The sequence below is a fragment of the Bdellovibrio sp. BIS2 genome, assembly GCF_055398295.1.
The window spans coordinates 3,800,707-3,824,773 of the sequence record NZ_AP035879.1 but is presented as its reverse complement, the minus strand read 5'-3'; the positions used below and the strand labels follow the sequence as shown (position 1 = coordinate 3,824,773).

Annotated in this window: 19 protein-coding genes; 6 read left to right on the top strand and 13 right to left on the bottom strand. The window is 50.6% G+C overall.

Annotation, left to right across the window (positions count from 1 at the left end; translation table 11 throughout):
* Window positions 1–93 precede the first annotated feature (93 nt).
* The 3 genes from ACZ520_RS18315 to ACZ520_RS18305 are packed head-to-tail and all read left to right on the top strand — an operon-like array spanning window position 94 to window position 3,819.
* Window positions 94–1,008 (top strand): AAA family ATPase, encoded by a 915-nt coding sequence (locus ACZ520_RS18315; protein WP_417867317.1) that lies wholly within the window; start codon window positions 94–96, stop codon window positions 1,006–1,008.
* Complete coding sequence (locus tag ACZ520_RS18310; RefSeq protein ID WP_464126938.1) at window positions 944–1,888, top strand: DUF58 domain-containing protein; 945 nt, start codon at window positions 944–946, stop codon at window positions 1,886–1,888. Before ACZ520_RS18315 ends, ACZ520_RS18310 begins: the two co-directional genes overlap by 65 nt.
* Window positions 1,885–3,819 (top strand): transglutaminase TgpA family protein, encoded by a 1,935-nt coding sequence (locus ACZ520_RS18305; protein ID WP_464126936.1) that lies wholly within the window; start codon window positions 1,885–1,887, stop codon window positions 3,817–3,819. The genes ACZ520_RS18310 and ACZ520_RS18305 overlap by 4 nt, the downstream gene beginning before the upstream one ends.
* On the opposite strand, the gene ACZ520_RS18300 is transcribed toward ACZ520_RS18305, so the two are convergent.
* Window positions 3,816–5,015: a patatin-like phospholipase family protein gene (locus ACZ520_RS18300; RefSeq protein ID WP_088563782.1), complete on the bottom strand. Its 1,200-nt coding sequence runs from the start codon at window positions 5,013–5,015 to the stop codon at window positions 3,816–3,818. The genes ACZ520_RS18305 and ACZ520_RS18300 overlap by 4 nt on opposite strands.
* 360 nt (window positions 5,016–5,375) lie before the next feature.
* Between ACZ520_RS18300 and ACZ520_RS18295 the strand changes: the two genes are divergently transcribed.
* Window positions 5,376–5,795 (top strand): hypothetical protein, encoded by a 420-nt coding sequence (locus tag ACZ520_RS18295; RefSeq protein ID WP_416479730.1) that lies wholly within the window; start codon window positions 5,376–5,378, stop codon window positions 5,793–5,795.
* A 32-nt stretch (window positions 5,796–5,827) separates the two neighbouring features.
* On the opposite strand, the gene ACZ520_RS18290 is transcribed toward ACZ520_RS18295, so the two are convergent.
* From ACZ520_RS18290 to hemW, 11 genes are all read right to left on the bottom strand, one after another.
* Window positions 5,828–7,201 (bottom strand): hypothetical protein, encoded by a 1,374-nt coding sequence (locus ACZ520_RS18290; protein ID WP_464126933.1) that lies wholly within the window; start codon window positions 7,199–7,201, stop codon window positions 5,828–5,830.
* A 115-nt stretch (window positions 7,202–7,316) separates the two neighbouring features.
* A complete protein-coding gene (locus tag ACZ520_RS18285) occupies window positions 7,317–8,396 on the bottom strand; it encodes a PulJ/GspJ family protein (protein ID WP_464126931.1) in 1,080 nt (359 codons plus the stop codon).
* Window positions 8,393–8,896, bottom strand: a complete 504-nt coding sequence (locus ACZ520_RS18280; protein WP_374031606.1) for a PulJ/GspJ family protein — start codon at window positions 8,894–8,896, stop codon at window positions 8,393–8,395. The genes ACZ520_RS18285 and ACZ520_RS18280 overlap by 4 nt, the downstream gene beginning before the upstream one ends.
* Window positions 8,897–11,446 carry a hypothetical protein gene (locus tag ACZ520_RS18275; protein WP_464126929.1) on the bottom strand — a complete coding sequence of 850 codons (2,550 nt, stop codon included), beginning with the start codon at window positions 11,444–11,446 and terminating at the stop codon, window positions 8,897–8,899.
* 189 nt (window positions 11,447–11,635) lie between these two features.
* Complete coding sequence (lon, locus tag ACZ520_RS18270) at window positions 11,636–14,041, bottom strand: endopeptidase La (protein WP_088563790.1); 2,406 nt, start codon at window positions 14,039–14,041, stop codon at window positions 11,636–11,638.
* Between the two features lie 153 nt (window positions 14,042–14,194).
* A complete protein-coding gene (locus ACZ520_RS18265) occupies window positions 14,195–14,575 on the bottom strand; it encodes a TraR/DksA family transcriptional regulator (RefSeq protein WP_088563791.1) in 381 nt (126 codons plus the stop codon).
* A gap of 92 nt (window positions 14,576–14,667) precedes the next feature.
* Complete coding sequence (locus tag ACZ520_RS18260; RefSeq protein ID WP_088563792.1) at window positions 14,668–15,039, bottom strand: TraR/DksA family transcriptional regulator; 372 nt, start codon at window positions 15,037–15,039, stop codon at window positions 14,668–14,670.
* 107 nt (window positions 15,040–15,146) lie between these two features.
* Window positions 15,147–16,817, bottom strand: coding sequence for an ABC transporter substrate-binding protein (locus ACZ520_RS18255; RefSeq protein ID WP_464126926.1), 1,671 nt, complete (start codon window positions 16,815–16,817; stop codon window positions 15,147–15,149).
* Window positions 16,814–17,821 carry a DnaJ C-terminal domain-containing protein gene (locus tag ACZ520_RS18250; RefSeq protein WP_088563794.1) on the bottom strand — a complete coding sequence of 336 codons (1,008 nt, stop codon included), beginning with the start codon at window positions 17,819–17,821 and terminating at the stop codon, window positions 16,814–16,816. Before ACZ520_RS18250 ends, ACZ520_RS18255 begins: the two co-directional genes overlap by 4 nt.
* 9 nt (window positions 17,822–17,830) lie before the next feature.
* Window positions 17,831–18,349: a nucleotide exchange factor GrpE gene (grpE, locus tag ACZ520_RS18245; RefSeq protein WP_088563795.1), complete on the bottom strand. Its 519-nt coding sequence runs from the start codon at window positions 18,347–18,349 to the stop codon at window positions 17,831–17,833.
* An 84-nt stretch (window positions 18,350–18,433) separates the two neighbouring features.
* Window positions 18,434–19,606: a radical SAM family heme chaperone HemW gene (gene hemW, locus ACZ520_RS18240; RefSeq protein WP_088563796.1), complete on the bottom strand. Its 1,173-nt coding sequence runs from the start codon at window positions 19,604–19,606 to the stop codon at window positions 18,434–18,436.
* 16 nt (window positions 19,607–19,622) lie between these two features.
* Between hemW and ACZ520_RS18235 the strand changes: the two genes are divergently transcribed.
* Window positions 19,623–22,229, top strand: coding sequence for a M16 family metallopeptidase (locus ACZ520_RS18235; protein WP_464126923.1), 2,607 nt, complete (start codon window positions 19,623–19,625; stop codon window positions 22,227–22,229).
* Here ACZ520_RS18235 and ACZ520_RS18230 read toward each other — a convergent pair.
* A complete protein-coding gene (locus ACZ520_RS18230; protein WP_416479734.1) occupies window positions 22,226–23,284 on the bottom strand; it encodes a hypothetical protein in 1,059 nt (352 codons plus the stop codon). The two genes, ACZ520_RS18235 and ACZ520_RS18230, sit on opposite strands and share 4 nt — an antisense overlap.
* Before the next feature lie 141 nt (window positions 23,285–23,425).
* Between ACZ520_RS18230 and ACZ520_RS18225 the strand changes: the two genes are divergently transcribed.
* Complete coding sequence (locus tag ACZ520_RS18225; RefSeq protein ID WP_464126920.1) at window positions 23,426–24,061, top strand: hypothetical protein; 636 nt, start codon at window positions 23,426–23,428, stop codon at window positions 24,059–24,061.
* Window positions 24,062–24,067: the final 6 nt, after the last annotated feature.

Here is a 24,067-nt window from a genome sequence, read left to right as displayed (position 1 = left end):
TAAGACATAAATAAAGCCTCGGTGAACCCGGGGCTTTTTTATTTTCCAAAAAAGGTTTGGTCACCGCCGCGACGGACCTTATCCTATCAGTCTATGAACACCAAGTTTCACGATCTGATTTCTGAAGCCTCGAAAGTTGTCCTGGATAAGAATGTGGAAATCCGTCTGGCCATGACGTGCCTGCTGGCCGGGGGACATTTGTTGATCGAGGATCTTCCGGGCGTGGGTAAAACCACGCTGGTGCAAGTGCTGGGAAAACTGACCGGCTTAAAAACCCGCCGTATTCAGTTCACAATTGATCTTTTGCCCGCAGATGCCATCGGTGGTCAGGTGTTTCATCCGCAAGAACAAAAGTTTGTGTTTCATCCGGGTCCTTTGTTTTCCCAGATGGTGATGGCTGATGAACTCAATCGCGCGAGCCCTCGCACTCAAAGTGCGCTGTTGCAGGCGATGGAGGAAGGTGAAGTGTCCGTGGACGGAACCACCTGGCCTTTGCCAAAACCTTTCTATGTGATCGCGACCCAGAATCCGCATCAACAAACCGGAACCTTCCCGCTGCCGGAAAGCCAACTGGATCGTTTTTTGATGAGCCTGGAACTTCACCACGCTTCGAAAGAAACTGAAGTGCGTCTGCTGCAAGGGGAAGATCCGCGCGCAAGACTGCAGAAGATTTCTGCCTTGTTCAGTGATGGCGAAATTGAGGCAGCTTTGTCTTCAGTGCAATCCGTGACCGTGTCGCCTGTGGTGGCCGGATACATTGCCGAGATCTTAGAGCGTTCCCGCCGTGCGGGATTTGAAGGGGCTCCACTTTCCACTCGTGCCGGCATGGCTTTGGTGCGTGCCGCGAAAGCGTGGGCGTTCTTAGAGGGACGTGACTATGTTCGTCCCGATGATGTTCAACAGGTTCTGGTTCCGGTACTGGGACACCGACTGGGAGGAAATCATGGCATCAAACGAGGTCGTGAGTGGGCCCATGCCCTTCAAAAAGCGACTCCAGTCCCTGTTTAAGAAAAAGAAAAGAACCTACATCATGCCATCCCGATTCGGAATGGCGTTTGGGGCCATGGCCCTGACGCTGTTCTTTTTGGCTGTGGGGTATGCGAACAACCTGATTTATATCTTCGTGTTCTTTCTGATCTCGGTCGCATTCACCGGGATTCTTCTGACCAATAAAAACATGGATGTCGTCCAAGTCGAGGGACTTGAGAACGAAGAGCTTTTTTCCGGCGAAGAAGGACTGCTGCGAATTTCCCTGGAAAACCCTTCCGTGACTCCGGCCTGGGATGTGGAAGCGGTGTTGGGTAAAGATAAAAACACCCTCCGTAAAACGTCAATCAAGCCGCTGTCCCATGGGGATTTGCAGATTCCCTATCGTCCCGGCAAACGAGGCTGGGTGAAACTTCCGCGCATCACTTTGCAAAGCACATATCCCTTTGGACTTTTGCGGGCGTGGAAATACATGACCTCTCAGGATTCCGTGTTGGTGTATCCGGCGCGTTTGGGTGAAAAACAATTCCCCACCGATGCGGTGGCCGGAGAAGGGCAGCAGGCCACGGGTTTATTTCGTGATCATCGCGGTTTTCAAAGTGCGGATTCGCTCAGTCGTATTGACTGGCGCGCCAGTGCGCGCCGGCAGGATCTGCTGGTGAAAAACTATGAAGAGCCTGAAAAACCCGCTTTGCATTTCAACTGGGAGCAGACGGAAAACTTGCCGGACGTTGAAGCCCGCATCAGTCAGTTGTGCCTGTGGGTCGATGAAGCGGAACGACAGGGTTTTCAGTATTCATTAATCGTCGGTCCGCAGGAGCTCAAACAAAACAAAGGCCCGCATCACCGCGAAGAGTGTCTGACGTTGCTGGCGCTTGCGCAGACCGAGGCCTTGTCATGAAAAGACAGTTCTTCGCCCAAACATCCCTGGCGTTTTCATTTATCACCGCAATGGTGATGGTGGGACTGGAAGTGTCCCCGTGGGTGGCGTTGTTTTCGCTGGGTCTTTTGATCTGGAAGTGGGGAGTTGAAAAACTTCACTGGAAAAATCTTTCGCGCAAAGTGACGGGCGGATTAAGTGTCTTGTTGCTGGCGCAGATTTTGGTGCAGTACCGCACCCTGATTGGTCAGGATCCTTCGTACACATTCCTGCTGGGTCTTTCCGCCTTGCGGGTGATGGATTATGAAAACGAAAGGGATCATCGTTTCCTGGTGCTTTTGGGTTTTGTTCTGATTTCGATCAAGGCTTTGTTCAGTCTGGATATCTATTGGATCGTTCCTTCGGGTCTGGCGTTTGCGGGTCTTTGGTATTCTTTGCTGTCACCCGAACTTCCTCAGCGCGGAAAGATTTTACTGAAGGTCTTTGCGCTGTCGGTTCCCGGGGCGGTGATCTTGTTCTTTGCTTTTCCAAGGTTTGTGCTTCCGTGGGCGATGTCTCGCGGTGAAGCCACGGGGCAGATTGGTTTTAGTGAAGAGCTCAATCCCGGACGCGTGGCCGAACTTGCCGGTGTCGCCAACATGGTTTTTCGGGCGAAGCTTTCTGAGTTGCCGATCAAATCCAGCCAGGAACTTTATTGGCGTGGATCAGTTCTGGTGAATTCCCGCGGCCTAAGCTGGCGGCCGGGAATGCTGGGGATCAAACCACGAAGCGAAGCCGAAGTTGATAAACCCACCGACAAACACTATGAAGTCGCCCTGGAGCCCCATGCGAACACCTTCTTGTTCGTGCTTGAGGGCACCGAACAGGTGCAGCTTGAAATCGGAAATTCGTTTTCACTTAACGCCTCGGTGTTTCGCAGTGCCCGGCCTTTGATGACCACGACCGTGTATCGCGGGCTCTGGAATGAAGGCTCGATTGATCGTCAGACCCCGGATGAAGAGTATCTGAAAATTCCGGAACTGCGCGGGCAGGTGGCCGACTGGGTGAACACCACCAAAGAAAAGCACCCCACTCCAGCGGCAAGGATTGAAGCTTTGCAGGCGTTTTATCAGGAAAATGATTTTACCTACACTTTGAATCCCGGTGCTTATGGTGGCGTCAACGAACTGGAATCGTTTTTGTTTTATCGAAAACGTGGTTTTTGCGAGCACTTCGCCGGAAGTTACGCGACCCTTGCCAGAGCTTTGGGGATTCCGGCCCGGGTGATCGTGGGTTATCAGGGTGGCAGATACAATCCGATGGGGGAATTTTGGCGGGTCAGTCAGCGTGATGCCCATGCCTGGGTTGAGATTTTCAATGACGGCCGCTGGCAGCGAGTGGATCCGACCCAATGGGTGGCGCCCTTAAGATTGGTGATCGGGGCTGAAGATTTCTTCAACCTGTCGGAAGAAGATCAAAAGGTCTTTGCCCGGGATATTCAGTGGCGTCCAAAGGCGGGGGATGGCATCACGCTGTGGGACCGCGTGGGCTTTGTGATGGATGATCTGAACTATCGATGGACCTACTTCCTGGTGGATTTCGATCGCACCTCGCAAAAAAGCTTCTGGCAAAGTCTGATCGATCTGAAACTGCAGCTTGTGGTGGGATTGATCTTTGTGGCGGTTCTTTGTGTTTTGATTTTCCGCAGTCTTTTCAAAAACAAAGGTTTACTGAGCGAAGAACAAGTTTTGTATCATGCGGTTTTAAGCTGGGGTCAAAAGCAGGACATCTTCCCGGAAGAAGCTGAAACTCCGCTGCAGTATCTGGAGCGTTTGGGGAAAGAACATCCATCCAAAAAAGCGATTTTACGCAAGGTCAGTGAATACTATGACCAGAAGGCTTACGCGAAAAAGCCGCTTTCCGGAGAAGGCGCAAAAATTCTGACGGAATGGAAAGAGGCCAGCCGGAATTAAATGTCGTGCTGGCGAAGGGCATTGATCCCGGATTTGAAACCGATGCGCACGATGCGCGCCAGGATTTCCGGATTCAGGCTGAAGTGATCGACAAAGAACATTTCATAGTTCTGTGGGCGCGGAGCCACATAGATGTAATCCACTTCCGGACGATAGTTCACACGATTCCTAATGATTTCAAGGATCTTGTCCCGGTGTTCGCCCGGCAAGTTCTGCTGCTTGAAGTAACCATCGACTGCGTTGTAGATACCGCGGATGTCGTTTTTATACTGGATATGACGGGTGATCTTTTGCTGCACCACCTGATACAGCGCCTGATTGGCGATCAGGGGAATCCCATAGTCATGAAGCGAGCCCATCTCTTTAGTGTAGTGATAGGGCTGGATGGAGTATGAGGAAATCACAAGATCCGCGCCATAGTCCGCCGCCACGTGGGTGGACAGGGTGTCGCGGATTTCGCCGTCATAATAGAAGATCTCTTTGCCATCCGGGCGTTTGATTCCATACGGAGAAAACACCGGAGGCAAAGCCGTCGAACAAGCCACCGCATCACTGATCGTCGCATAGTTGATGTATTTGGTGGTCTCGGTTTTAAAGGAATCGGGGAAGTTCCCGAAGATGGCTTTGCGGGTGTGATTCAGTTGAGTTCCGATGATAAAGAGCTCAACCCCCAAACGGGCAAAGTCATTGTCGACCAGAACCTCTTTGCGCAGATAGTTCTCAATCCCTTTTGTGGAAAACAAGCCATTCAGTTTCAGTCCGTTTTTCAAAATGGATTCAAGACCCCCGGTGACCAGGGCTTTTTCCATGATCGAACGCGGGATGAACTTCATCAGGCCGGAAGAGTTTAAGTTAAACAGGCTGCGATAAGAAATCGGCTTCAGATAACGAAGATCGGATTTATCAAAAGTGGGATCAGAACCCGAACCGACCTGGAAAGCGTTGATCAAAGATTCCACTGGATAACCAGCGGCAAGAACGGAAGCGACAAACGCCCCGGCGCTCGAACCGACATAAAGACGGATCGTCATCGGATCATCGGACCCGAAGTTCTGACGCACCATCTCTTTGGTGCCGCCGGCAAATTTGAATCCCTTTTCTTGAAGGGCCAAGCAAACCCCGATGTGGAAGGCGGCGGCTTTGATGCCTCCACCACTTAGAACCAAGGCTACTTTCTTTTTATCTCTGATACGCATATAGCTAATTTAAATTATCGGGTCTTTGGTCAAAAGGCGCAAAGAATTCTTTTATTCCACCAGAAATCCATGACTTAGGGTTGCGTAGTCAGACTTTGGTCCAGTGAATAGGCAATGGCTAACCAGATCAAGGTCCTGAATTTAGTTGAATTTGAGTAAGTGTTCACACAAAATTTGACAGACTGAAGTCCTGTGATAATGTTGACTACGCAAGCTGAGTAGGGATACCACCTTCCTAAAAGGCTAGCTACTGAAGCTTCGGCGCCACCGAGGCAGAAAGTATAAGAGGATTTAATGAACGTTGAGAGCTACGGTTCTTGGTTACCGCTAACGGACTACTCTACTAAATACAAAATTAGTGTGAGTACCCTCCGCCGACGAATCAAAGCCGACGACATTAAGTTCCGCTTTGAAGACGGCAAGTACTTCATCATGGACGAACCGATGGGTACCCATCAAAGAGTACATCGCCCCTCCCAAGAAAGCGACCTGGCTTTGGTGGGTGCTCATCAAGGAATGATGAAAGGTTATGAAATGGCCACTTCAAAGGACGAAACAAAGACCACAGACCTTGCCGACAAAGTGGTAAAGGTGAAAAACGATGAGCCCATCCTGACAGCGGCCAACAAGCTGCTGAATGAGCTCAAGAAGGCCTACACCCAAATCCTTCACGAAAAAGAGGAGCAGATCCTCCATCTGAAGGAAGAAGTGACGGACCTGAAGACTCTGGTTCGTGTTCTTGAATCCGAAAATGACCGTCTAAAAGGTTTTAAACAATAAGAAAAGGGCTGATCTCTCAGCCCTTTTTTATTTCAGGCACTGACTGTTCCCCGGTCCGAGGTGTTCAGGATTTTGGCTATTTTGCAGGCAAAACCCACAGAGAAGTTACCACTGTCTGCAGAAAGGGCCGAACCCAGGTTTTTTTTGACTTCGTCTATATCCGGTCTTTTTTCTCCCATCCTGACTTGAGTTCTATTATCCAGTTCCCAACACAGCCGAACCAGCATGGATTCCTCCGTCAGTTTGTCGGATCGTGGGCGATGCGGAAAACCTTTTTGATCGGATCTTTCATGGCTCATAAGGATCATGTCTTTGATGGCCTCTGTCAGCGGCAGCCGACGGGACAGGCAGTTGTTGAGACTGAAGATGGGGTGCTTATGATATTCCATCAGCTCTTCTGCGTTGAGCTGGCTCATCTGATTGTTGCGCACTTTCCGGGCGGTGGAAGGGCTGAACTCCAGATAACCAATATCCGCCAGCAGGGCTCCAATCATCACTTCTTCTGCCAGGCCAATCTGGTTTTGCGAACTTAAGATACCGGCATAGGCAGAAATGGCGGGCGATCTTTCAACGGAACCGAAGTCACCCACCGCAGAACTGGCCACCACCTTCCAGGGATCCGGGGTGTTGATCAGGGAGCTGTGCAGCTCATAGGCAAATTTTCTGCAAAGTTCATAAACCTCTTTTCCGGCAGCGAAGGAGGCCCCCGAGCTTTGATCGCTGATAAGCAGGGTCAGATCCAAAAAGCTTTGATTGAGCTGTAAGAATTTAGAGCGACACTGACGAAGCAAACCCGCCTCATCTTCGGCACGAAAGCTGTTGGTGTATTCCAACCAGGCACCAAGATCTTTACGGGGAATGAACAAGTCACCAGCCGGTGAGTACTTTTCCAGAAACGCCTTGCTCAGCTTTGAATCTGGTTTAAGGACTTTCAGAAAACGGCGGTTCATGGGGAGCAGGTGATACAAAGCAAACGACAATTCAGAGTCCTCGATCAAATCCAGCGTCTTAACGGGTATGAAGGCAGAACGGATCACCTGGCTAAGCGCAAATTCGGCTTTGCATGAAGAATAGTACTCACTCTCCATCATCACCAAGGAGGCTCCGGAAGTTTTGGCAATTCGCGCATCTTCGGGCGCCAACTTGGAGCTGATGACCGTTAGAATATAACTCTCTGGAGCTCCCTGACGAGCAACCTGCACAAGACCCGCCACTTCATTCGGCTTTTCAAGATAGCTGCAGTCCAACACGACAGACGTAATGCCGTTAAAATTTTCTGCCTCTGTAAAGAAATCTTCATCACTTCGAAAGACGTGAAATTCAAACTGAAAGGACGTCGACAAATCTTTGGCTCTTTCACAGAACTTTTGATGAGGGGAAATAATGGCTAAATCAAGCGTGCGCATAATCAACCTCTAAGAAGATCATGCGCTTAGGTGGACTAAATAAACACTGGGCTTGGTCCAAGATCCCGCACGGGTTGCTTGGAATTAATCAAATTAAACAAACTTGCGACTTTGTCTATTGGCAGCTTAGCGGTCGCTTCAGATTTAAGTTCTGGGAAAACACTGTGCGCTGGCGGCTGATGTCGGTCTTGATATCCCCGACGGTTTGTCCTTGGTTTCGTTTCAAATAACTTTCCGAAGCATCCAATTTCAGATCAAACAGCACCGTATTAAAACAGACGTTGTTGGCAGCATTGAGCATATCCGCGATGAAGTTGGCTGGCTCCACACGCACGCCGGATCTGGTGGCCAGGTAACCGATCTTAAAAGAGTTGATGGTGAAATCCACATGCGGGTTTTGCAAAAGCACGGTCTCAGCGCGGGTGTTTTCATCAAGCTTGATCAGACTGCGATCACTTTTTCGCAAACACAGGTAATAGGTGCTGGAGGAATACACCTCTGTTCCGGTGATAAAGACCGACGTCTTTGGAGTGATACTGCTGCCGTTGGCGGTCGGAGGCGACTTTAAGATCACGCTGACATAATTAAAGTTGATGGCATTTCCCAGTGAATCCACGCGGGGCTGGTCATCATAGGGGTCGAGCGTTGCATTCAAACGCATGGTGTGGGTGGAAACCTTGTAGCGGCGAATGTACCGGCGATCGGCATCGACCAACACAATTTCACGCGGGGCTTTGGAAGTCCCGAACATCGAACTGGTGGTGGCGTCCGCCGTTAGGCGCAGCTCATGGGAGCTGCCGGTTTTATTCACATCCGCCAGTTCCGACCAGGCACGAAGCACGCGTTCAGAGCGCTGCTTTCGATCCAAAGTGGTGTAGCGAATCACAGAGCCCGTCGCATCGTTCACGCATACCGAAGGCTCAAGACCCGGAGGCAGGGAGGTCAGCCCGAAATAGGCGACGCCGGAAGCGGAGGTCAGATTTTCAACCGGATCAAAACGAATGACGTTTCGGATGTCACCTTCGGCATTTTTTAGGGCCATCGACATCTCAAGCTGTCCGCCGGACCACACCTCCAGATTGCGTTGCTCGGAAAAGAAATTGTGAATGAGATAAGTTACAATCCCGATCACTATCGTGGAAATACTCACCGCCAGCAAAAGCTCCATGACAGAGAAGCCTGAATTTTTTCTCATCGTTTAAACAGAGTCACCTGATTGTGAATCAGGCGGGCTCCGGCTCCGCTGGAATACCCGCGCACATGCAGGGTGACTTTCTTTAGTGTGTTGGAATATTTGGGAAGCTTCAAAGACGGCGAACTGAAGTCTGCATTGATGCTGGTGGCGGGCTCGACCTCCCAAACCACCTGAATGGTGTCTTTGGAAGGTTCAGCCAATCCACAAAGAGGTGGGCTTCCGGCCTGGGTTACTTCATTTTGAAATTCAGTCTGATAATTATAGGTGCGCACAATGCAGTTTCCGGGAAGGGGGATTTCCGTTACGGCGCGGCCCTTAAGTTCAATAGCATTGTTGGTCAGAATTTCTTTTAAAACGATTGAACGATCCACTTCGGATTTGTGCGTGCGATTGCTCAGAGTCAGTTGCATCAGCACAGTCAGGCTGATCAGAGAAATGCCGATGGCCACCAGAACTTCAACAAGAGTCATACCGGAGTTGTTCAGAGGTTTCATGTTCATCTATTGTCGGGTCTCCAGAATAGGCTGGTCAATCCCGATGATAGAGCCCAGGTTGCGGTAATCCACAGGTGGATCAGCGTGAACAAAGATGTAGCGTCCGTTGTTGATGGTTGGCTGCATGGCCGTGGTGTCCGGAAGACCGGAATTATAAGAGGCTTCTTTAAACTGCATGGTGCTTGGCAGGCAGGCGGTGCCCGCGGCAGTGGGCTTATAATAAGAGGAACTGGTCCACTGCAGATTTTTGTGTTCAAGAGAAAACTGCGAACTATAGTTGCCCCGCGTGTCGGTGACCGTGTGCAGGGGCACATTTAAATTGCGTTTTCCTGTGGGCGTGAAACTATCAAACGCCGTGTACATGCGAATGCCCGAATAGATTAAATCGGATTCTTCCCGATTGCCCATGCCCGCCGCCCGCTGCACCCAAAACACGGAAGGATAGTAGGATCGCGGGAACTGGCTGGTGTTTCCGTTATAGTAACGTGATGAAAGTGGAGGAATCGGGGAGTTCGGTGCTGAGTGATAAGCCGGTATTTGGGCTGTCGCCAGCAAGTCATTTCCGGGAACGGGAGTCAGAGTCGAGCCTGCCATCGAAACCATGCACATATTCGACGGAAACTGATTAGCGGTGGAGTCCGGGCCGCTCCACAGCCCTCTAAGGACAAAGGGATTGGATGTATCAATATTGGCATTCGTGACCAGACTGATATTTTCCAGGCGGAAAGTGCGGTATCCATAGCGGAATCCATCATTTTCCTGACGGACATAATCGGTATAGTTGTGCACGACTGGGCGGATCTTGCCATTGACCACCGGCCAGTAATTTTGCAGGTAATTTATGGAGGCGGGAACATACTGCGGACTGAGCAGATGCACCCGTTCAGGGGAAAGAATCACCATCGGTAAAGGTTCGCGCCCTGCATTGGTGGCATCGGCGTTAAAGACCACCTCGCGCATACGGGCTGGATCTGTATCTAGAGGTGAAGTGTTGTCTTGTTGATACCCTTTCAGTGCCAACGTGTCTTCAGATACAACCCACAAGGAAAAATTCTTGCGGGCGGTATTGGTGGAAAGCGCTCCCAACATCAGGCCCTGCGATGTGGACTGACGAATTTCAGTGGGAACTTTCGTGTATAATACACGACGAAGCAGGCGTTCCTTCAGGGCAGGATTTGTCAGTTGGGCCGGGTTGAAATTGGTCAGGGTCAGGGAATTCATGTCCACCGCTGAAACTTGACCGCACACATTGGATCCGCTGGCTGCGGCATACTTTTGTTGGAATGAAAGATCCCAGACATCACAGTCAGTATAGGGATTGGTGGGTGCTGAAATCACCGCACCACAGGCACGAGCATCTTCTTCTAATGCTTCCATATTATCCCAATTCAAAGTGGGGGCGGGGATTTCTTCAGCATCGGCCGTGAACAAAGTCCCTTCAAGGCCTGCATCCTTTCGCCACTGGGCAAAACCGCGTGGGAAGTGTTCTGAATTCGAGCAGATTTTTTTGGTGGTACCAGCGTCCACACGAGAAATGCAGGTGGCATCCAGGCGGACGCCGAAATAGTTCGTTCCACCCCAGCCATAATTGAAGATGCTGTAACGATCCGGATTGTTGAAATAAGCACCGGTATCAGAAGCTGTCCATGAAAGCAGTGGCGGAGTTCCACCAAACAGTGCAATCGGATAAACTTCCGAGGCTACAGAGGCTTTGGTTAAAGGACCGGGAGTCGCATCGATCACCTGCTGTTTTAATGTCTGCGCTTTGTTGTAGTCCCGGGTCACAACGGTGGTTGCGGCACCGAATTGTGAGTGGTGAGTCGGAGGTTCATCAATGGCGTTGTCATAAGGGGCGAGCATCGCTTCGATGTTTGTGCCCGGTGTGGGATTGGGTTTATTCATGCTGTACTGAATGTACTGCATGCCGCCGCCAAACTGGATGCGGTCACCTTGAATGATTGTACCCCATTCTCCGGGCCATCCGGCGGCAGATCCCGCCCAATTCAGATGATCATTGTGACGGGGAATGTTTCCGCCAAACTGCAAAGGTCCTTTGGTGTAAATGCGACGATCTCGGGCAATCAGGGCGGTCGGGAATTTTTCATTATACAAACGACGCAGGGTCATCGTGTTAGGGGAGCTTGAGAACAACAGATAATCTGAAACATCCAGAATCTTGATGCGTTTGATATAGAACGCTTTCAGATCCCGGTACTGACCTTCAGAAATCAGTTCATAGTTTTTAGTGGTGAAATTGTACTTGGCTGAAACTTTCCACTTCATACCACCATTCAGTTCACCTTCGACATTAAAGTCCTCGGACTTCAAACAGGAATTGTCCGGCGGTGGTTCCCATAGTCGGCGTTGCAGGGCGGCTTCCATCACCGCGAAGGCCGAGGTGGTCACTTCATTCAACAGCACCTGGTCGTAATCTTTGGTTTTATAGTCGTAGTTGCGTTTGTGAATATCAGCAGAGCTCAGGACAAAGATGGTCCCAATAGCACACAGAACAGTCACAAACAGAAGGGTGCTTTGCCCTAGGCGGTTGAATGTCATTGCTAACAGGGTAAGACTGAACGTTGTTTAGCACAAGTTGGTGGGGTCATTTCTGGCCCTCACATTACAGAAAGTGTGTCATGACGAGACACACTTGCGAGAGAGGCTCTACAAAAAAACAGAAGGCCGGTTTTACCGGCCTTCTGCTGTAACATCACTTTTTGGGAGGGGCGATGTGTGGCTTGCGGATTAGGCCGCAAGCGATTTGGTCTTTTTCGGATCTTTCTTCGCGGCAGGCTTTTTCTCCTGACCTTTTGCCGACTTGTCGAAGGCAACTGCGAAGACTTCGTCCAGATTTTCTGCAAGGATGAAGTTGATCTTATCCTTGAACACCTTAGGGATATCAGCAAGATCCTTTTGGCAAGCCATCGGGATGATGATGTTTGTAATACCCAGGTTCAAAGCGGCAAGACACTTCTCACGGATACCACCGACCGGCAGTACACGTCCTTGCAAGGTCACTTCACCAGTCATCGCGATATCGTGACGAACCGGAGTGCCTGTCATCAAACTCACAAGAGCGGTCGTGAGAGTGATACCTGCAGATGGACCGTCTTTCGGGATCGCACCGGCTGGCAAGTGCACATGCACATCGTACTTTTCAAAGAAGTCCTCTGGGATACCCAGTTCTTCCTGGTGAGCACGAGCGTAAGACATTGCTGCGTGAGCGGACTCTTTCATCACGTCGCCAAGCTGGCCCGTCAATGCAAGATGTCCTTTACCTTTCATTTTCAAAGCTTCGATAGTGAGAACTTCACCACCCGCTTGTGTCCAGGCAAGACCCTGAACCACGCCCACCTGAGAATCCGCGATCTTGTCATCACGCTGGAATCTTGGAGGACCCAGAAGCTCCGGAACGGTTGTTGCGTTTACTTCAACAAAGTTCGTTTCTTCCATCACCACCATCTTAGCCACTTTACGGCAGACGGAACCCACTTCACGCTCCAGGTTACGAAGACCCGCTTCGCGAGTGTAGCCTGCGATCAGGTATTTGATACCTTCGTCAGTGAACTTGATGTTTTCTTCAGTGATACCGTTGGCTTCGATCTGTCTGCGGATCAAGTGTTTCTTCGTGATCAACAGCTTGTCATTCTCGGTGTAACCAGGAATGTTCAGGATCTCCATACGGTCACGCAAAGCTGGTGGAATATTTTCCAACACGTTGGCTGTTGCGATGAACAACACATTTGAAAGGTCGAAGTCGACATTCAGATAGTTGTCACGGAAAGTGGCGTTTTGTTCCGGATCCAGCACTTCCAGCATTGCTGCAGAAGGGTCACCACGGAAGTCAGAACCCAATTTGTCAATTTCATCCAGTACGATCACTGGATTGCTTGTTTTAGCCTGACGAAGAGCCTGGATGATTTTACCCGGCATCGCGCCCACATAAGTGCGGCGGTGACCACGGATTTCCGCTTCATCCTTCACGCCGCCCAGAGCGATACGGAAGTATTCACGGCCCATCGCACGAGCGATGGATTTACCCAGGGATGTTTTACCCACACCCGGAGGACCGCCGAAGCACAGGATTGGTCCTTTCAGGTTTGGTTTCAGCTTGCGAACCGCCAGGAATTCCATGATGCGGTCTTTGGCTTTTTCCAGTTCATAGTGATCTTCGTCCAGAATTTCTTTGGAACGTTTAAGGTCAATATGATCTTCAGATTTCTTGCTCCAAGGAAGATCCGCCATCCAGTCAAGGTATGTGCGAACCATTGTGGCTTCAGATGCATCCGGGTGCATACGCTCCAGACGGCCCAGTTGTTTCAGGGCTTCTGCTTCCACATGAGGAGGCATGCCGGCGTTCACCAGCTTTTCGCGCAACTCATCCATTTCCTCTGATTTGGAGTCGCCTTCTCCAAGCTCATTCTTTATAGCCTTCATCTGCTCACGCAGGAAGTATTCGCGCTGGGACTTGGACATGTCGTCCTTGGCGCCCGTGCGATTTTTGGATTGTGTCTGCATCACTTCAAGTTCAGCAGCCAGAATCTCGTTAACCAGTTTCAGTCTTTCTGTAGCATCAGAAGTTTCCAGAACCTTCTGTGCGTCCTGAACTTTGATGCCCAGGTTGGAAGCGATAAGGTCAGCAATACGGCCTGGATCAGAAACATCATCCAGAACCAGCAGGATGTCCGGAGAAAGAGGACGGCCCAAAGCGATGATGCGCTCGATGTGCTCTTTCGCGGTTCTGATCAAAGCTTCGTTTTCAACAACGGTTTTTTGAACCGGTGTTTCCTCGATCTTTTCAACAGCCACTTCAAAGGAAGGGGAGGTCTTGGTGAAATTTTTCACGCGGCCTTTAGCGACACCTTGGATAAGGATTTTCACGCGGCCGTCGGAAAGTTTTCTCATTCTCATGATCATCGCCACTGTACCAACAGTGTAGATGTTGTCTGGAGATGGATTTTCTTCAGTGATGTCTTTCTGGGAAGCCAGGAAGATCAGGCGATTTTTTGCCAAAGCTTCTTCAACTGAGCGGATCGAAGCGTCTCTGCCTACGAACAAAGGAATGATCATGTAGGGGAATACTACGATGTCTCTCACAGGTAGCATGGGAAGGGTCTGTGGGATTTCTAGGACTTTATCGTCAAAACTCATACCGCTCCTCCGCGTGATGCGGGAATTTATGTTTCTGGTATGAGTCTTCTCGGTGTGAGACAGTTTTTTCTAAACTGCAATCGTTGAATAATTTAAAAAATTGGACTGACATCCATGTCAGTGGACCTCATCCAATGAGTTTAAATATGAATGTTATTGGAAGAGGCCAGTCTGGCTTTCTTGTTCTTCCATGCAGTCAATACAAAGGGCTGTGAAAGGTCGTGCCTGCAGACGGCGGGCATTGATAATTTCAGTGCAGGATTCGCACTGGCCGTAGGTCCCGTCAGCGATCTTTCCCAAAGCTCTTTCGATCGCGTACAAAGCGGTACGGTCACGTTCGTGCAAGTGAATAGAGATATTGTTGGAGATATCCTGAGAAGCGGCTTCCGCTTCATCCGCAACCGCAGCCATGCTGGATTGTTCCTCTTTAAATTCATGTGATTTATTGAGGATCGTGCTCTTTTGGAAGAGCAGGGATTCTTTTAGATTTTGCAGTTCAGTTTCAGTCAACTCTGTGAGTTCGGTTGCGTTCATCTCACCCCCCGATATGATGATCCTTGGCCGAAAATTGATCGCATATTACGGGGGAATGATTATCTGTCACTAAAAATGCACAGCGTGATTATTTATCGCGCAAACTTACGACTTACCGCTTCTCGCATCTCGGCACCCTCGATGGACAAGCGAGTCCACGGAATTGCCAGCAACCTTTCAGATTCGATAAGTTCCTCGGTCTCTTCGCAGATTCCGAATGTGCCTTGCTCGATGCGAGCCAGGGCCATCTCGATCTCGACCAGTTGATTTCTCATGCGTGCTTGGGATATCAAAAAAGAATGTTCTTCGATGTGGGCGACAGATTGATCTGCTTCGTCACCGCCACGCTCCGCATGGACCAGTTCGCGCTGGGCTGTTCTGAAACGATTCAAAACATCCTGTTTCGCGGTAAGAAGTTTTCTTCTGCACTCCATCACTAAGTTTTCAGAGATACGACTTGTCATAACAACCCCCTTCTAAAGATTTGCGACTCTCTTGGTCGCTGGTGTTCCTAAGACAGGGCACCGCAAGAAGGGGGTTAAAAAATCGTCATTAAATTAACTTATAGCTGCTATTTGCGGACTTTAAGGGGAATTACTTCGCCTTTTTCAATAGTTAGAGCGGTCACCGGGCGCTCGATTTCGCGCTCAGCATTAATACTGAGGCTTCCTAGCGATCCAGGGAACTTGTTGAGCTGGCCTAGCTTCTGCACCAATTCCTCGCGGGAGCTGGCTCCGGCGGCAATCAACTGACGCAGAATAAGACCCGCATCATAGGCCTGAATTTCAATCAATGAAGGTGGTTCATTGTAAAGGCTGCGGTATTCGTTCACGAAACGTGAGCGGTCCTGATTCGCTGGAGTCATGCTGTCCACAAACACCAGATTCTGCGCAAAGTTGCCGGCACGTTTGGCGATGTCTTTGGTGTTCCAAAGATTGGTGCCCAGAAGTTTCACACCACGCACGTCATTGTAAGACAGCATCGCTGAAATCTGTCCCATGGCGCGGGCCGAGTCGGGGATAAAGATCGCATCAAAGTCGGTGATGGGTGGCAGCACATTTTCAAGATTGCTCTGACGAACTGAGTGTTTCTTGCCGGAGCTTTGCAGTTCTTTTAAACGCATGTTGAACTCATCCTGACGGGCCTCGCCGAAGTAAGTTCCCACCAGACGCTGCACAACCAGGCGGAAGTCTGTCTCTTTTACAGAGTAAGTCTGAACAGCGGTGATCTCGCCTCCACGGGCCAGCACTTCATCCCAGAAGATGTTGGTGAATTCGATGCCATAGGGATCGTTCGGGTAAAGCACCGCGAACTTTTTCATGTCCATGTCTTCCATCGCCGTGCGAACCAGCGCGCGCACCTGCATGCCGCTGGTCAGAGAATTTCTGAACACGGTCGGGCCCACTTCCGTCAAACCGGAACGCTGGGAAAGGGCAATGGTCGGCACACCCAGTTCATCGGACTTCGCCGCCACAGCCGGAGCCGTCTTGGAAAGCAAGCTTCCCACGATGGCGATAACGTTGTCTTCTTTCACCAGACGCTCGACTCCGCGGCGGGCGGAGTCAGGATTGCCTTCACTGTCCATCACGGCCAATTGGAAGCCCGAGCCGGGGATATGAAGGCCCAGGCCCATTTCAAGGCCCCGCAGCGCACGCTGGCCCACAGGGGCGTTACGGCCACTCAGTGGCAGCACCACGCCCACGGTCTGGGACTTTACGTTCTTGGCGGAATCAAGCTGCAGGATGATCTCCTGGGCTCTCAGCGCCAGATCGCTGCCCGGAACAAACTCCGTCACAGAATTAAAATACATTTTTGCATCGGAGGTGTCTTTTTTATCCAGGGAAATTTCCCCCAGGCGGAACATCGCATGCCCGCGCAGGAATCCAAAGTCGGATTCATCCGCCACGTCCTCAAGCTGATCTTCGTTCAATTTGTTTTCAACGATGTCGATTGCTTTAAGGCGGTAAGATTCCTGATCTGCTTTGCTGGGTGCTTGCACGGCCTGATTTACGAGGGACTTGAGTTGTCCCAGCACATCGGCGGTTGGAGTGGCAGGCACGCTCAAGGTTTCACTTTCAATCTGCTCTGGCGGTTTGCCGGTGGTCAGACCGCCGATGGCTTTTGGTTTTTTACCCGCAGCGGCCGTCGTTGCGGCCGGTTTCATCGGGGTGCGTTTCGTAGCTACTGTCGTACAGGAAGCCAGAAGGCCGGCCGTCAGCAAGAGTGAAAAGTAGAGTTTCATTTACGCGTCCTCATCAGTTGTGCGACTTTATCCTGGAAGGCTTTCACCAGCGGACTTGTGTCCGTGGTCTTGGCAAGTTCTTCCACCAGTTCTTTTTGTTTGTTGCTCAGGCTGCTTGGGGTGTCCACCAGAACGCGCACAAGCATGTCGCCGGATCCAAAGCCGCCCAGTTTAGGGAAACCTTTGCCCTTCAGACGGAAGGTCTGGCCAGAGTGTGTTCCCGGAGGAATGCGGATCATGGCTTTTCCCGTCAGGGTCGGAACTTCGATGTTGGTTCCCAAAATCGCATCGGTGTAAACAATCGGAAGATCCAATGTCACATCGTTTTCGTTTCGTTTAAACAGCGGGTGTTCCTGAATGTTGATAATCACATACAGGTCTCCGGCGGCAGCGCCTCCGGAAGCATCCCCTTCGCCCGCCAGTTTCAGGCGCTGGCCTTCTTTCACGCCAGCAGGAACATTCACGGAAAGTTTCGCAGGCTCTTCACGGCCGCCACGCTGGCGCATGAAGCTGATGACTTTTTCGCTGCCCAAGGCGGATTCTTCAAAAGAGATATTCAGTGTATAGCGCAGGTCTGTGCCTTTGGAAGGACGGCGCGCGCGAGCTCCACCAGCTCCGGGTCCGCCACGGGCATTGCCGAAGATCTCACCAAAGACATCCCCGAAGATGTCCTGGAAGGGATCGCCACCGGCCCCGGCTCCAGCACCGCCAGCTCCGGCACCACCAAAGCCACCGAATCCCCCGGCACCGCCGAACGGGCCGCCAGCTCCGCCAAAGCCCTGGGCCCCGGCGTGACCGAACTGGTCGTACATTTCACGTTTTTTGGTATCACTCAAAACCTCGTAGGCTTCGGTGATTTCCTTGAATTTTTCCTCGGCCTTTTTATCGCCGGGATTTTTGTCCGGGTGATACTGCATAGCCAGCTTGCGATAAGATTTTTTGATCTCATCAGCAGTGGCCGAGCGGGAAACATTCAAAAGGGAGTAAAAATCTTTTTTAGACAAGCAGGTTCCTTACTCTGGCTTCTTGGCAACAACCACTTGGCCAGGTCTGATCACTTTATCATGAAGTTTGTAAGGCTTTTTAAACACACGCACCACGTGGCCAGGGGCCATTTGGTCTGTCGCTTCGCTGCTCAGCGCTTCGTGAACGTTCGGATCAAACGGTGCGCCTTGCGCCGGGATTTCGGTCACATTGTGACGCTGAAGCAGGGATTTTAATTCCTGAGCGGTCATATCCACACCCTGTTTGAAGGTGTTGAAGTTCTCAGCACTCACGTTCACGCTCAGGGCGCGGTCGAAATTGTCCACCACTTCCAGCAGGTCGCGCACCAGACGCTCGCCGCCGTACTTCGTCAACTCGGAACGTTCCTTGATCGCGTTGCGTTTGTAGTTTTCAAACTCAGCGCGCAGATAAAGATAGTCGTTTTTGAACTTTTCAGCTTGTTCCTGAAGTTTCTGGATCTCAGAAGCGATTTCGCCATTTTCTGGATTGGGAGGATTGGAGTTTTGAGAGTTGTTTTCTTCTGACATGAGACTTCCTTTCGCAATACTTAAGATTGTGTATTCACGAAGCAATGTCAATGTCAGGGGGGCGGAAGAAAAACTCCTAGCCCCTTAGAGATCTTCTTGAAGGAAAGTCAGTTCCTGGAAAACACGGTTGCTCAGCACAAGGCCCTCGCGCGTCAGTGACCAATGCCCGTTGTCATGGCGAATCCAGGATTTTTCTTCCAGATTTTTCATGATTTGCAGGACCTTTTCGCTGACGTTTTGCGGGAATTTGGCTTGAAGCTGGCCCACATTGAGTCCACGCATCAGACGCATCGAAGTATGACAAAAGTCTGTAAGCGCCTGATGCATTTCCAGCACTTCCACCTGATTCGATGGCAGATGGCGCACCGGAGAATCAAATTCCTGACCGTCAAATGCCAGAATTTGCTTTTGGTATTCGTTGATGGAATTGATGTTCCAGTAACGCGTGCCCCAGGCGGATTCTTTGGAATAGGAATGTGCGCTCAGGCCCAGGCTCCAATATGGTTCATCGACCCAGTAAAGCATGTTGTGACGGGACTCAAAACCGGGCAGGGCAAAGTTGGATATTTCGTACTGCTGAAAACCTTTGCGCGTCAGTTCATCAGCGATGATGTCAAACATTTCAACCTGTTCGTCGTCAATCGGGCGGCCTTTTGACAAAGGATGCCCGTCGGGAACTGTCAGACAATAAGGGCTGATATGTTTGGCCCCTTGTTCAACAGCGATTTCCACATCACGGCGCAGGCCCTCGACAGTTTGTGAAGGCAGTGCAAACAGAATATCAAAGCTGAAATTCACTCCATGAGCCCGAAGAAGGTCGAGAGTCTCCAGGGTTTGTTTGGCCGAATGCTCGCGATGAACCATTTTCAACAGGCGATCATCAAAGGTTTGAGCACCCACACTGAAACGGTTGATGCCGTTATCCAGATAGGTTTTCAGTTTTTCTTTGCTGACGGTCGCCGGATTGATCTCGATGGTGATCTCGGTGTCAGGTCTAGTTGTAAATCCATATCTACCCAGCTCTTTGATAATCGCTACAATGAGATTTGCAGGGATGAGGCTCGGCGTGCCTCCACCAAAGTAAATGGTGTCCAGACTTTGGGGAGTGTAATAGCGGTGCTTCTGGCGAATCTCCTTAAACAGGAGTTCGACGTACTGATCCGGCGGCAGAATCTTGCTTTGCTCATAAGTGGCAAAATCGCAGTAAGTACAGCGCTGGATACAGTAGGGAATGTGGATATAGACGCCAAATGCCATGGGAGTTATGTAGAGTATGTCTAAGAAATTTCAACTAAAAAACGGTATGAAAGTCCTTTTACTGGAAAGCCACAAGTCTCCGGTGGTCTCAGTGCAAATGTGGGTGAAAACAGGCTCGGCGGATGAAAAAAAGACCGAAGAGGGGATCTCTCACTTTATCGAGCATTTGGTGTTTAAGGGGACCCGCAAGTACAAGGTGGGTGAGATCGCGGCCACCGTGGAAGGCTCCGGCGGGGAGCTGAATGCCTACACCTCTTTTGACCAAACTGTGTTTTATGTGACCATTTCCAAACAATTCTCGGATGTGGCGCTGGATGTGATCAGCGAAATGATGGGCTATCCCACTTTTGACCCCCAGGAAATCGACAACGAACGCGAAGTGGTTCTGGAAGAGATCAAACGCGGACAGGACAGCCCGGGCCGCAGAGCCAGTCAGCTGCTATTCACCAACGTCTTCCAAAAAAGCCCTTACGGAATTCCGGTGATTGGTTATGACAAGGTCGTAAAAAAAGTTTCCGCAAAAAAAATCCGCGAATTTTATCAGTCCCGTTATGTGCCATCAAATATGTTCCTGGTGGTGTCCGGTGACTTTGACTCCAAAGAAATGAAGAACCGCGTGCAGCAGATGTTTGGCGGTTTTGCGCCGTACAAACTGCGCAAAGTGGCGCGCAAAAAAGAACCGGCGCAAAAAACCATCCGCATCAAGGTTGAACAGGCAAAATTTGAACAGACCACCGCCTATCTGACCTGGAGAATCCCAAGCGTCAAACACAAGGACATCGCGGCCCTTGAGGTGATGTCAGCGATTCTGGGGCAGGGGGATTCCTGCCGTCTGATGCAGACCTTGCGTATCAAGGAGCCTCTGACCAATTCGGTGGGGTCATTTGCCTATTCCATGCAGGACGACGGTCTATTTGCCGTGTCGCTGGGCCTTGAAAAAGAGAATCTGACCAAAGCGCTCAGCGCGCTGATTCCGGAACTGGTCCGGATTGTGACGGAGCCACCCACGGTCGCAGAAATGCAAAAAGCCATCACCAACTTTGCCAGCCACGAAGTCTACTCCATGGAGACGGTGGATAACATTGCGAGAAAAGCCGGAAGTAATGAATTCTATTACGGCGATCATGACTACTACAAAAAGTACATGAAGCAGGTCTATGCGCTGAAACCGGAAGATATTCAGAAGATCGCCAAAAAATATCTGAAGGCGGACAGCTTTGGTCTGTCCATGATGACAAACATGGATAAGAAAAACGCGGACCGCATCCTGAAAGCGTTTGCCAAAGACTTAAGAAAAGCCCTGCGTGAGGCAAAAGTCGTAAAGCAGAAAGCACCGCGCTTTGCTGCGAAGAAATTCAATATCAATGCCGGCGCGGCCAAGGGCGTTCCAACCACGGAGCGTATTGTACTGGATTCCGGTGCGACCCTGTTGATTCGCGAACAAAGTGATACGCCGTATGTGGCGATGAAAGCCGCGTTCCTGGGCGGGGCGCGTGTTGAGCCGGAAGGTCAAAACGGTCTAACGGAACTCTTTGCCAGAAACTGGATGTCGGGATCCAAAAACTTCACTGAAGATGACATCAATCTTCGTGTCGATGAACTGGCTGCGGGGATCGGCGCATTTGGCGGCCGAAATTCCGCCGGTCTTTCCATGGATTACCTTTCACCATTTGAAGACAAAATGCTGGAGATCTATGCCGACTCCCTGCTGGCGCCGCAGTTCCCGGAAATCATCCTGGAGCGCGAAAAGGTTGTCCTTAAAAATCAGATCAAAGCCCGCAATGACAATCCGGCCCAGCTTTGCATTCTGGCCTTTATGCAGGAGATCTTCAAAGGGCATCCGTACTCCCGCGATCTGGTGGGAAGTGAGACGACGGTAAACGCCATCTCGTCCGCCGACCTTCTGGGCTACTACAAAAAAATCGCCATGGCGAAGAACGTGACGTTCTCGGTCGTCGGGGATGTGGACACCAAAAAATGGGTGAAGACGCTGAATGAAATCACGAAAGAGCTTCCCAAAGGGGAGCGCGTGAAAAATCATTTTGCCGCACCAAAAATCACAGAGTCCAAACACCTGTTCCGTGAACTTAAAAAAGAACAAAGCCACATTATCGTGGGCTATCAGGGTCTGACACTTTCAAGTCCAGAGCGCTACACGATGGAAATCATTCAGTCCATCTTAAGTGGTCAGGGGGGACGGCTCTTCATCGAGCTTCGGGATAAAAACTCGTTGGCTTATTCCGTGTCACCAATGCACATGGAAGGGATTGAGTGTGGATATTTCGGTGGATACATCGGTTGTTCACCCGAGAAATCAGAAAAAGCCATCCAGATGCTGAAGGCGGAATTCAACAAGCTGGCGACAACGAAGATTTCCCCGGAAGAACTGGTGCGCGCGCAGAGATATTTGATCGGCAGACACGATATCGAACTGCAAAGAAAGAGCACCATCGGCAATGCCATCTTGTTCGATGATATCTATGGCCTGGATTATCGTGAAAGCCTGGATGTGGCGGACAAGTACTTTGCGGTCAGCCCTGAGGATGTTCAGAAGCTCGCGCAAAAAATCTTTTCCCAGCCTTCGATCGTCAGTCTGGTGGGACCTACGGATGTGAAATCCTAAAGTTCGCGACGGAAGTCCTCAATGATTCTTTGATTGAGGGCTTCCAGATCCTTGAATCCGCGGGGTTTGAGTTCTTCAGGCCCCTTGTTCAGCTCCAAGTTTAGATGTCTTTCTAAAATCGCAAATACCTTTGGAATCAAAGTGCGCTGATAGTTATCACTGCCAATGCGGGTTTTTACGATCTGCCAAAGTTCCCAGCGCGCGGGCAGGAAGGCATAGTACAGATCACCGCCGAACTGCGAATAGAAAGGATATTCTTTTTTCCAGCGCTGGCGCGACAGGTGGTGGCGGCCGTCGGTAAAGTCACGAAGCTGCAAAACGGTGGAAGTGTGCGGGCGATAGTTTTCCCCGGTGCTTTTTAAAACTTTGGACATGGCCTTGGGATCTTTTGTTGCCACCATGGACAGCGAATCCGCAAAGAGCTCGTGTACGGCGCTGCGAAGACTCCAGTGGGCCGAAAGCTCCTTGCGGCGCTCGGCGATGGCGTCGATTTCTTTGATGACTTCATAGATTCTTCGGTCCAGATCCTGGCGAATTGCCGGGTCGGCGGTCTTTTCCTGTTCGGCCATTAAAGCATCATTCTTTGCGTGCAGGAGGTCTTCGCGAGTGTGCAGGGAAATCTGCTCTTCGCGCAAATTTTTGTAGCCGGGGGATTTTAAGGCCATGTTCTTTTCAAAAACCGCGTGGGCGTATTCATGCATCAGGGTGTTTTGATTGATGGACGGATGTTTTTTACCCATTTTTTCCGGGCGCACACCGACACTGATCTGATAGCTCTGGGCATTGAAGGTGGAAAAGATAAAAGCACTGTCGACCTGGATCTGCACTTCGTGGGGAACGGCGAGGTCACCCAAGAGGGAATTGATTTTATCAACTGTGTGGGCGTAGTCCCGGGCCGGAGGCCCTTTCTGACCGGAAGGTTTGACTTCAATCTGACCCAGCTTCGCATACTCGGAAGCAAAGACCGGCCCGCACTTTTCCCCGAAGGCCCACAGGGACCCGGGCGCAAAAGCGCTCAGCACTGCCAAAGTGATAGTCATCCATCTTAAGTTCATTCGGAGTACAGCTCCTTCAAACGGGCTTTCCAAAATGAAATGCAAAGAGGGCGCCGGAACAGTGTCTCATTGTGAGACTTTCGGCCAGCTTTGCAAAAAACAACTAACCGAAAACCATTCAAAATTTGTTAAACTAGCAGTATGCGGGAAAAGCGTTCGACACCGACAGTTGAGCTTTTTGTGAGCCCAGAGGGCTACTTCCAGGAACTGGTTCAGAAAGGTCTGTCCCAGCGTAAGGTTCAGACCTTTCCGATGGTTGAAGCCTATCTTGTGAACTTATTACAGCACTATTTGGATGCGCGAAATCTGCACGATCCAGCCTATGCCAGCGAAAGCTGCGCGCGAAATCCCCAGACCCTGGCCGAAATGTATCTGACAGCCCAGAACGCCGAAAGTTTTGTGAAGGCCGAAATGCTGAGAAAACTCGGCGACAGAACCCTGTACATCAGTGGGTTCTTCGGCGATTCGCTGTCTCGCAAGATCATTGATGTGGACTATTATGCGGAGATTGGCGGAGCGGCTTATGCGTCCCTGGCTCATTGCACCCGGGAAGACACAATGGCCCGCGTGTACTCGGTGTTTTCGGACCGCTTTCTGGAGTTTGTCGATGTGCTGACGTACATCAGCCATCATTCCTTCATCAAAAGCGATGAGAGCATTCTGAGACTGTATGAACGCTATATGAGAACAGGATCTGAGCTGGCGCGGGAAAAGCTTGAGGAAATGGGAGTTCTGACCCTTCCTCAGGATCAAGTAAAGCTTGGCAAGCAGAGCTGATTCCTC

What these genes read in the sequence shown, in the direction of transcription:
- ACZ520_RS18280 (WP_374031606.1), bottom strand. Translation starts at nt 8,896, where the DNA reads ATGAACATGAAACCTCTGAACAACTCCGGTATGACTCTTGTTGAAGTT.
- ACZ520_RS18255 (WP_464126926.1), bottom strand. Translation starts at nt 16,817, where the DNA reads ATGAAACTCTACTTTTCACTCTTGCTGACGGCCGGCCTTCTGGCTTCC.
- ACZ520_RS18235 (WP_464126923.1), top strand. Translation starts at nt 19,623, where the DNA reads ATGTCTAAGAAATTTCAACTAAAAAACGGTATGAAAGTCCTTTTACTG.
- ACZ520_RS18225 (WP_464126920.1), top strand. Translation starts at nt 23,426, where the DNA reads ATGCGGGAAAAGCGTTCGACACCGACAGTTGAGCTTTTTGTGAGCCCA.
- ACZ520_RS18290 (WP_464126933.1), bottom strand. Translation starts at nt 7,201, where the DNA reads ATGCGCACGCTTGATTTAGCCATTATTTCCCCTCATCAAAAGTTCTGT.
- hemW (WP_088563796.1), bottom strand. Translation starts at nt 19,606, where the DNA reads ATGGCATTTGGCGTCTATATCCACATTCCCTACTGTATCCAGCGCTGT.
- ACZ520_RS18230 (WP_416479734.1), bottom strand. Translation starts at nt 23,284, where the DNA reads ATGAACTTAAGATGGATGACTATCACTTTGGCAGTGCTGAGCGCTTTT.
- ACZ520_RS18315 (WP_417867317.1), top strand. Translation starts at nt 94, where the DNA reads ATGAACACCAAGTTTCACGATCTGATTTCTGAAGCCTCGAAAGTTGTC.
- ACZ520_RS18285 (WP_464126931.1), bottom strand. Translation starts at nt 8,396, where the DNA reads ATGAGAAAAAATTCAGGCTTCTCTGTCATGGAGCTTTTGCTGGCGGTG.
- ACZ520_RS18300 (WP_088563782.1), bottom strand. Translation starts at nt 5,015, where the DNA reads ATGCGTATCAGAGATAAAAAGAAAGTAGCCTTGGTTCTAAGTGGTGGA.
- grpE (WP_088563795.1), bottom strand. Translation starts at nt 18,349, where the DNA reads ATGTCAGAAGAAAACAACTCTCAAAACTCCAATCCTCCCAATCCAGAA.
- ACZ520_RS18275 (WP_464126929.1), bottom strand. Translation starts at nt 11,446, where the DNA reads ATGACATTCAACCGCCTAGGGCAAAGCACCCTTCTGTTTGTGACTGTT.
- ACZ520_RS18260 (WP_088563792.1), bottom strand. Translation starts at nt 15,039, where the DNA reads ATGACAAGTCGTATCTCTGAAAACTTAGTGATGGAGTGCAGAAGAAAA.
- ACZ520_RS18310 (WP_464126938.1), top strand. Translation starts at nt 944, where the DNA reads ATGGCATCAAACGAGGTCGTGAGTGGGCCCATGCCCTTCAAAAAGCGA.
- ACZ520_RS18305 (WP_464126936.1), top strand. Translation starts at nt 1,885, where the DNA reads ATGAAAAGACAGTTCTTCGCCCAAACATCCCTGGCGTTTTCATTTATC.
- ACZ520_RS18265 (WP_088563791.1), bottom strand. Translation starts at nt 14,575, where the DNA reads ATGAACGCAACCGAACTCACAGAGTTGACTGAAACTGAACTGCAAAAT.
- lon (WP_088563790.1), bottom strand. Translation starts at nt 14,041, where the DNA reads ATGAGTTTTGACGATAAAGTCCTAGAAATCCCACAGACCCTTCCCATG.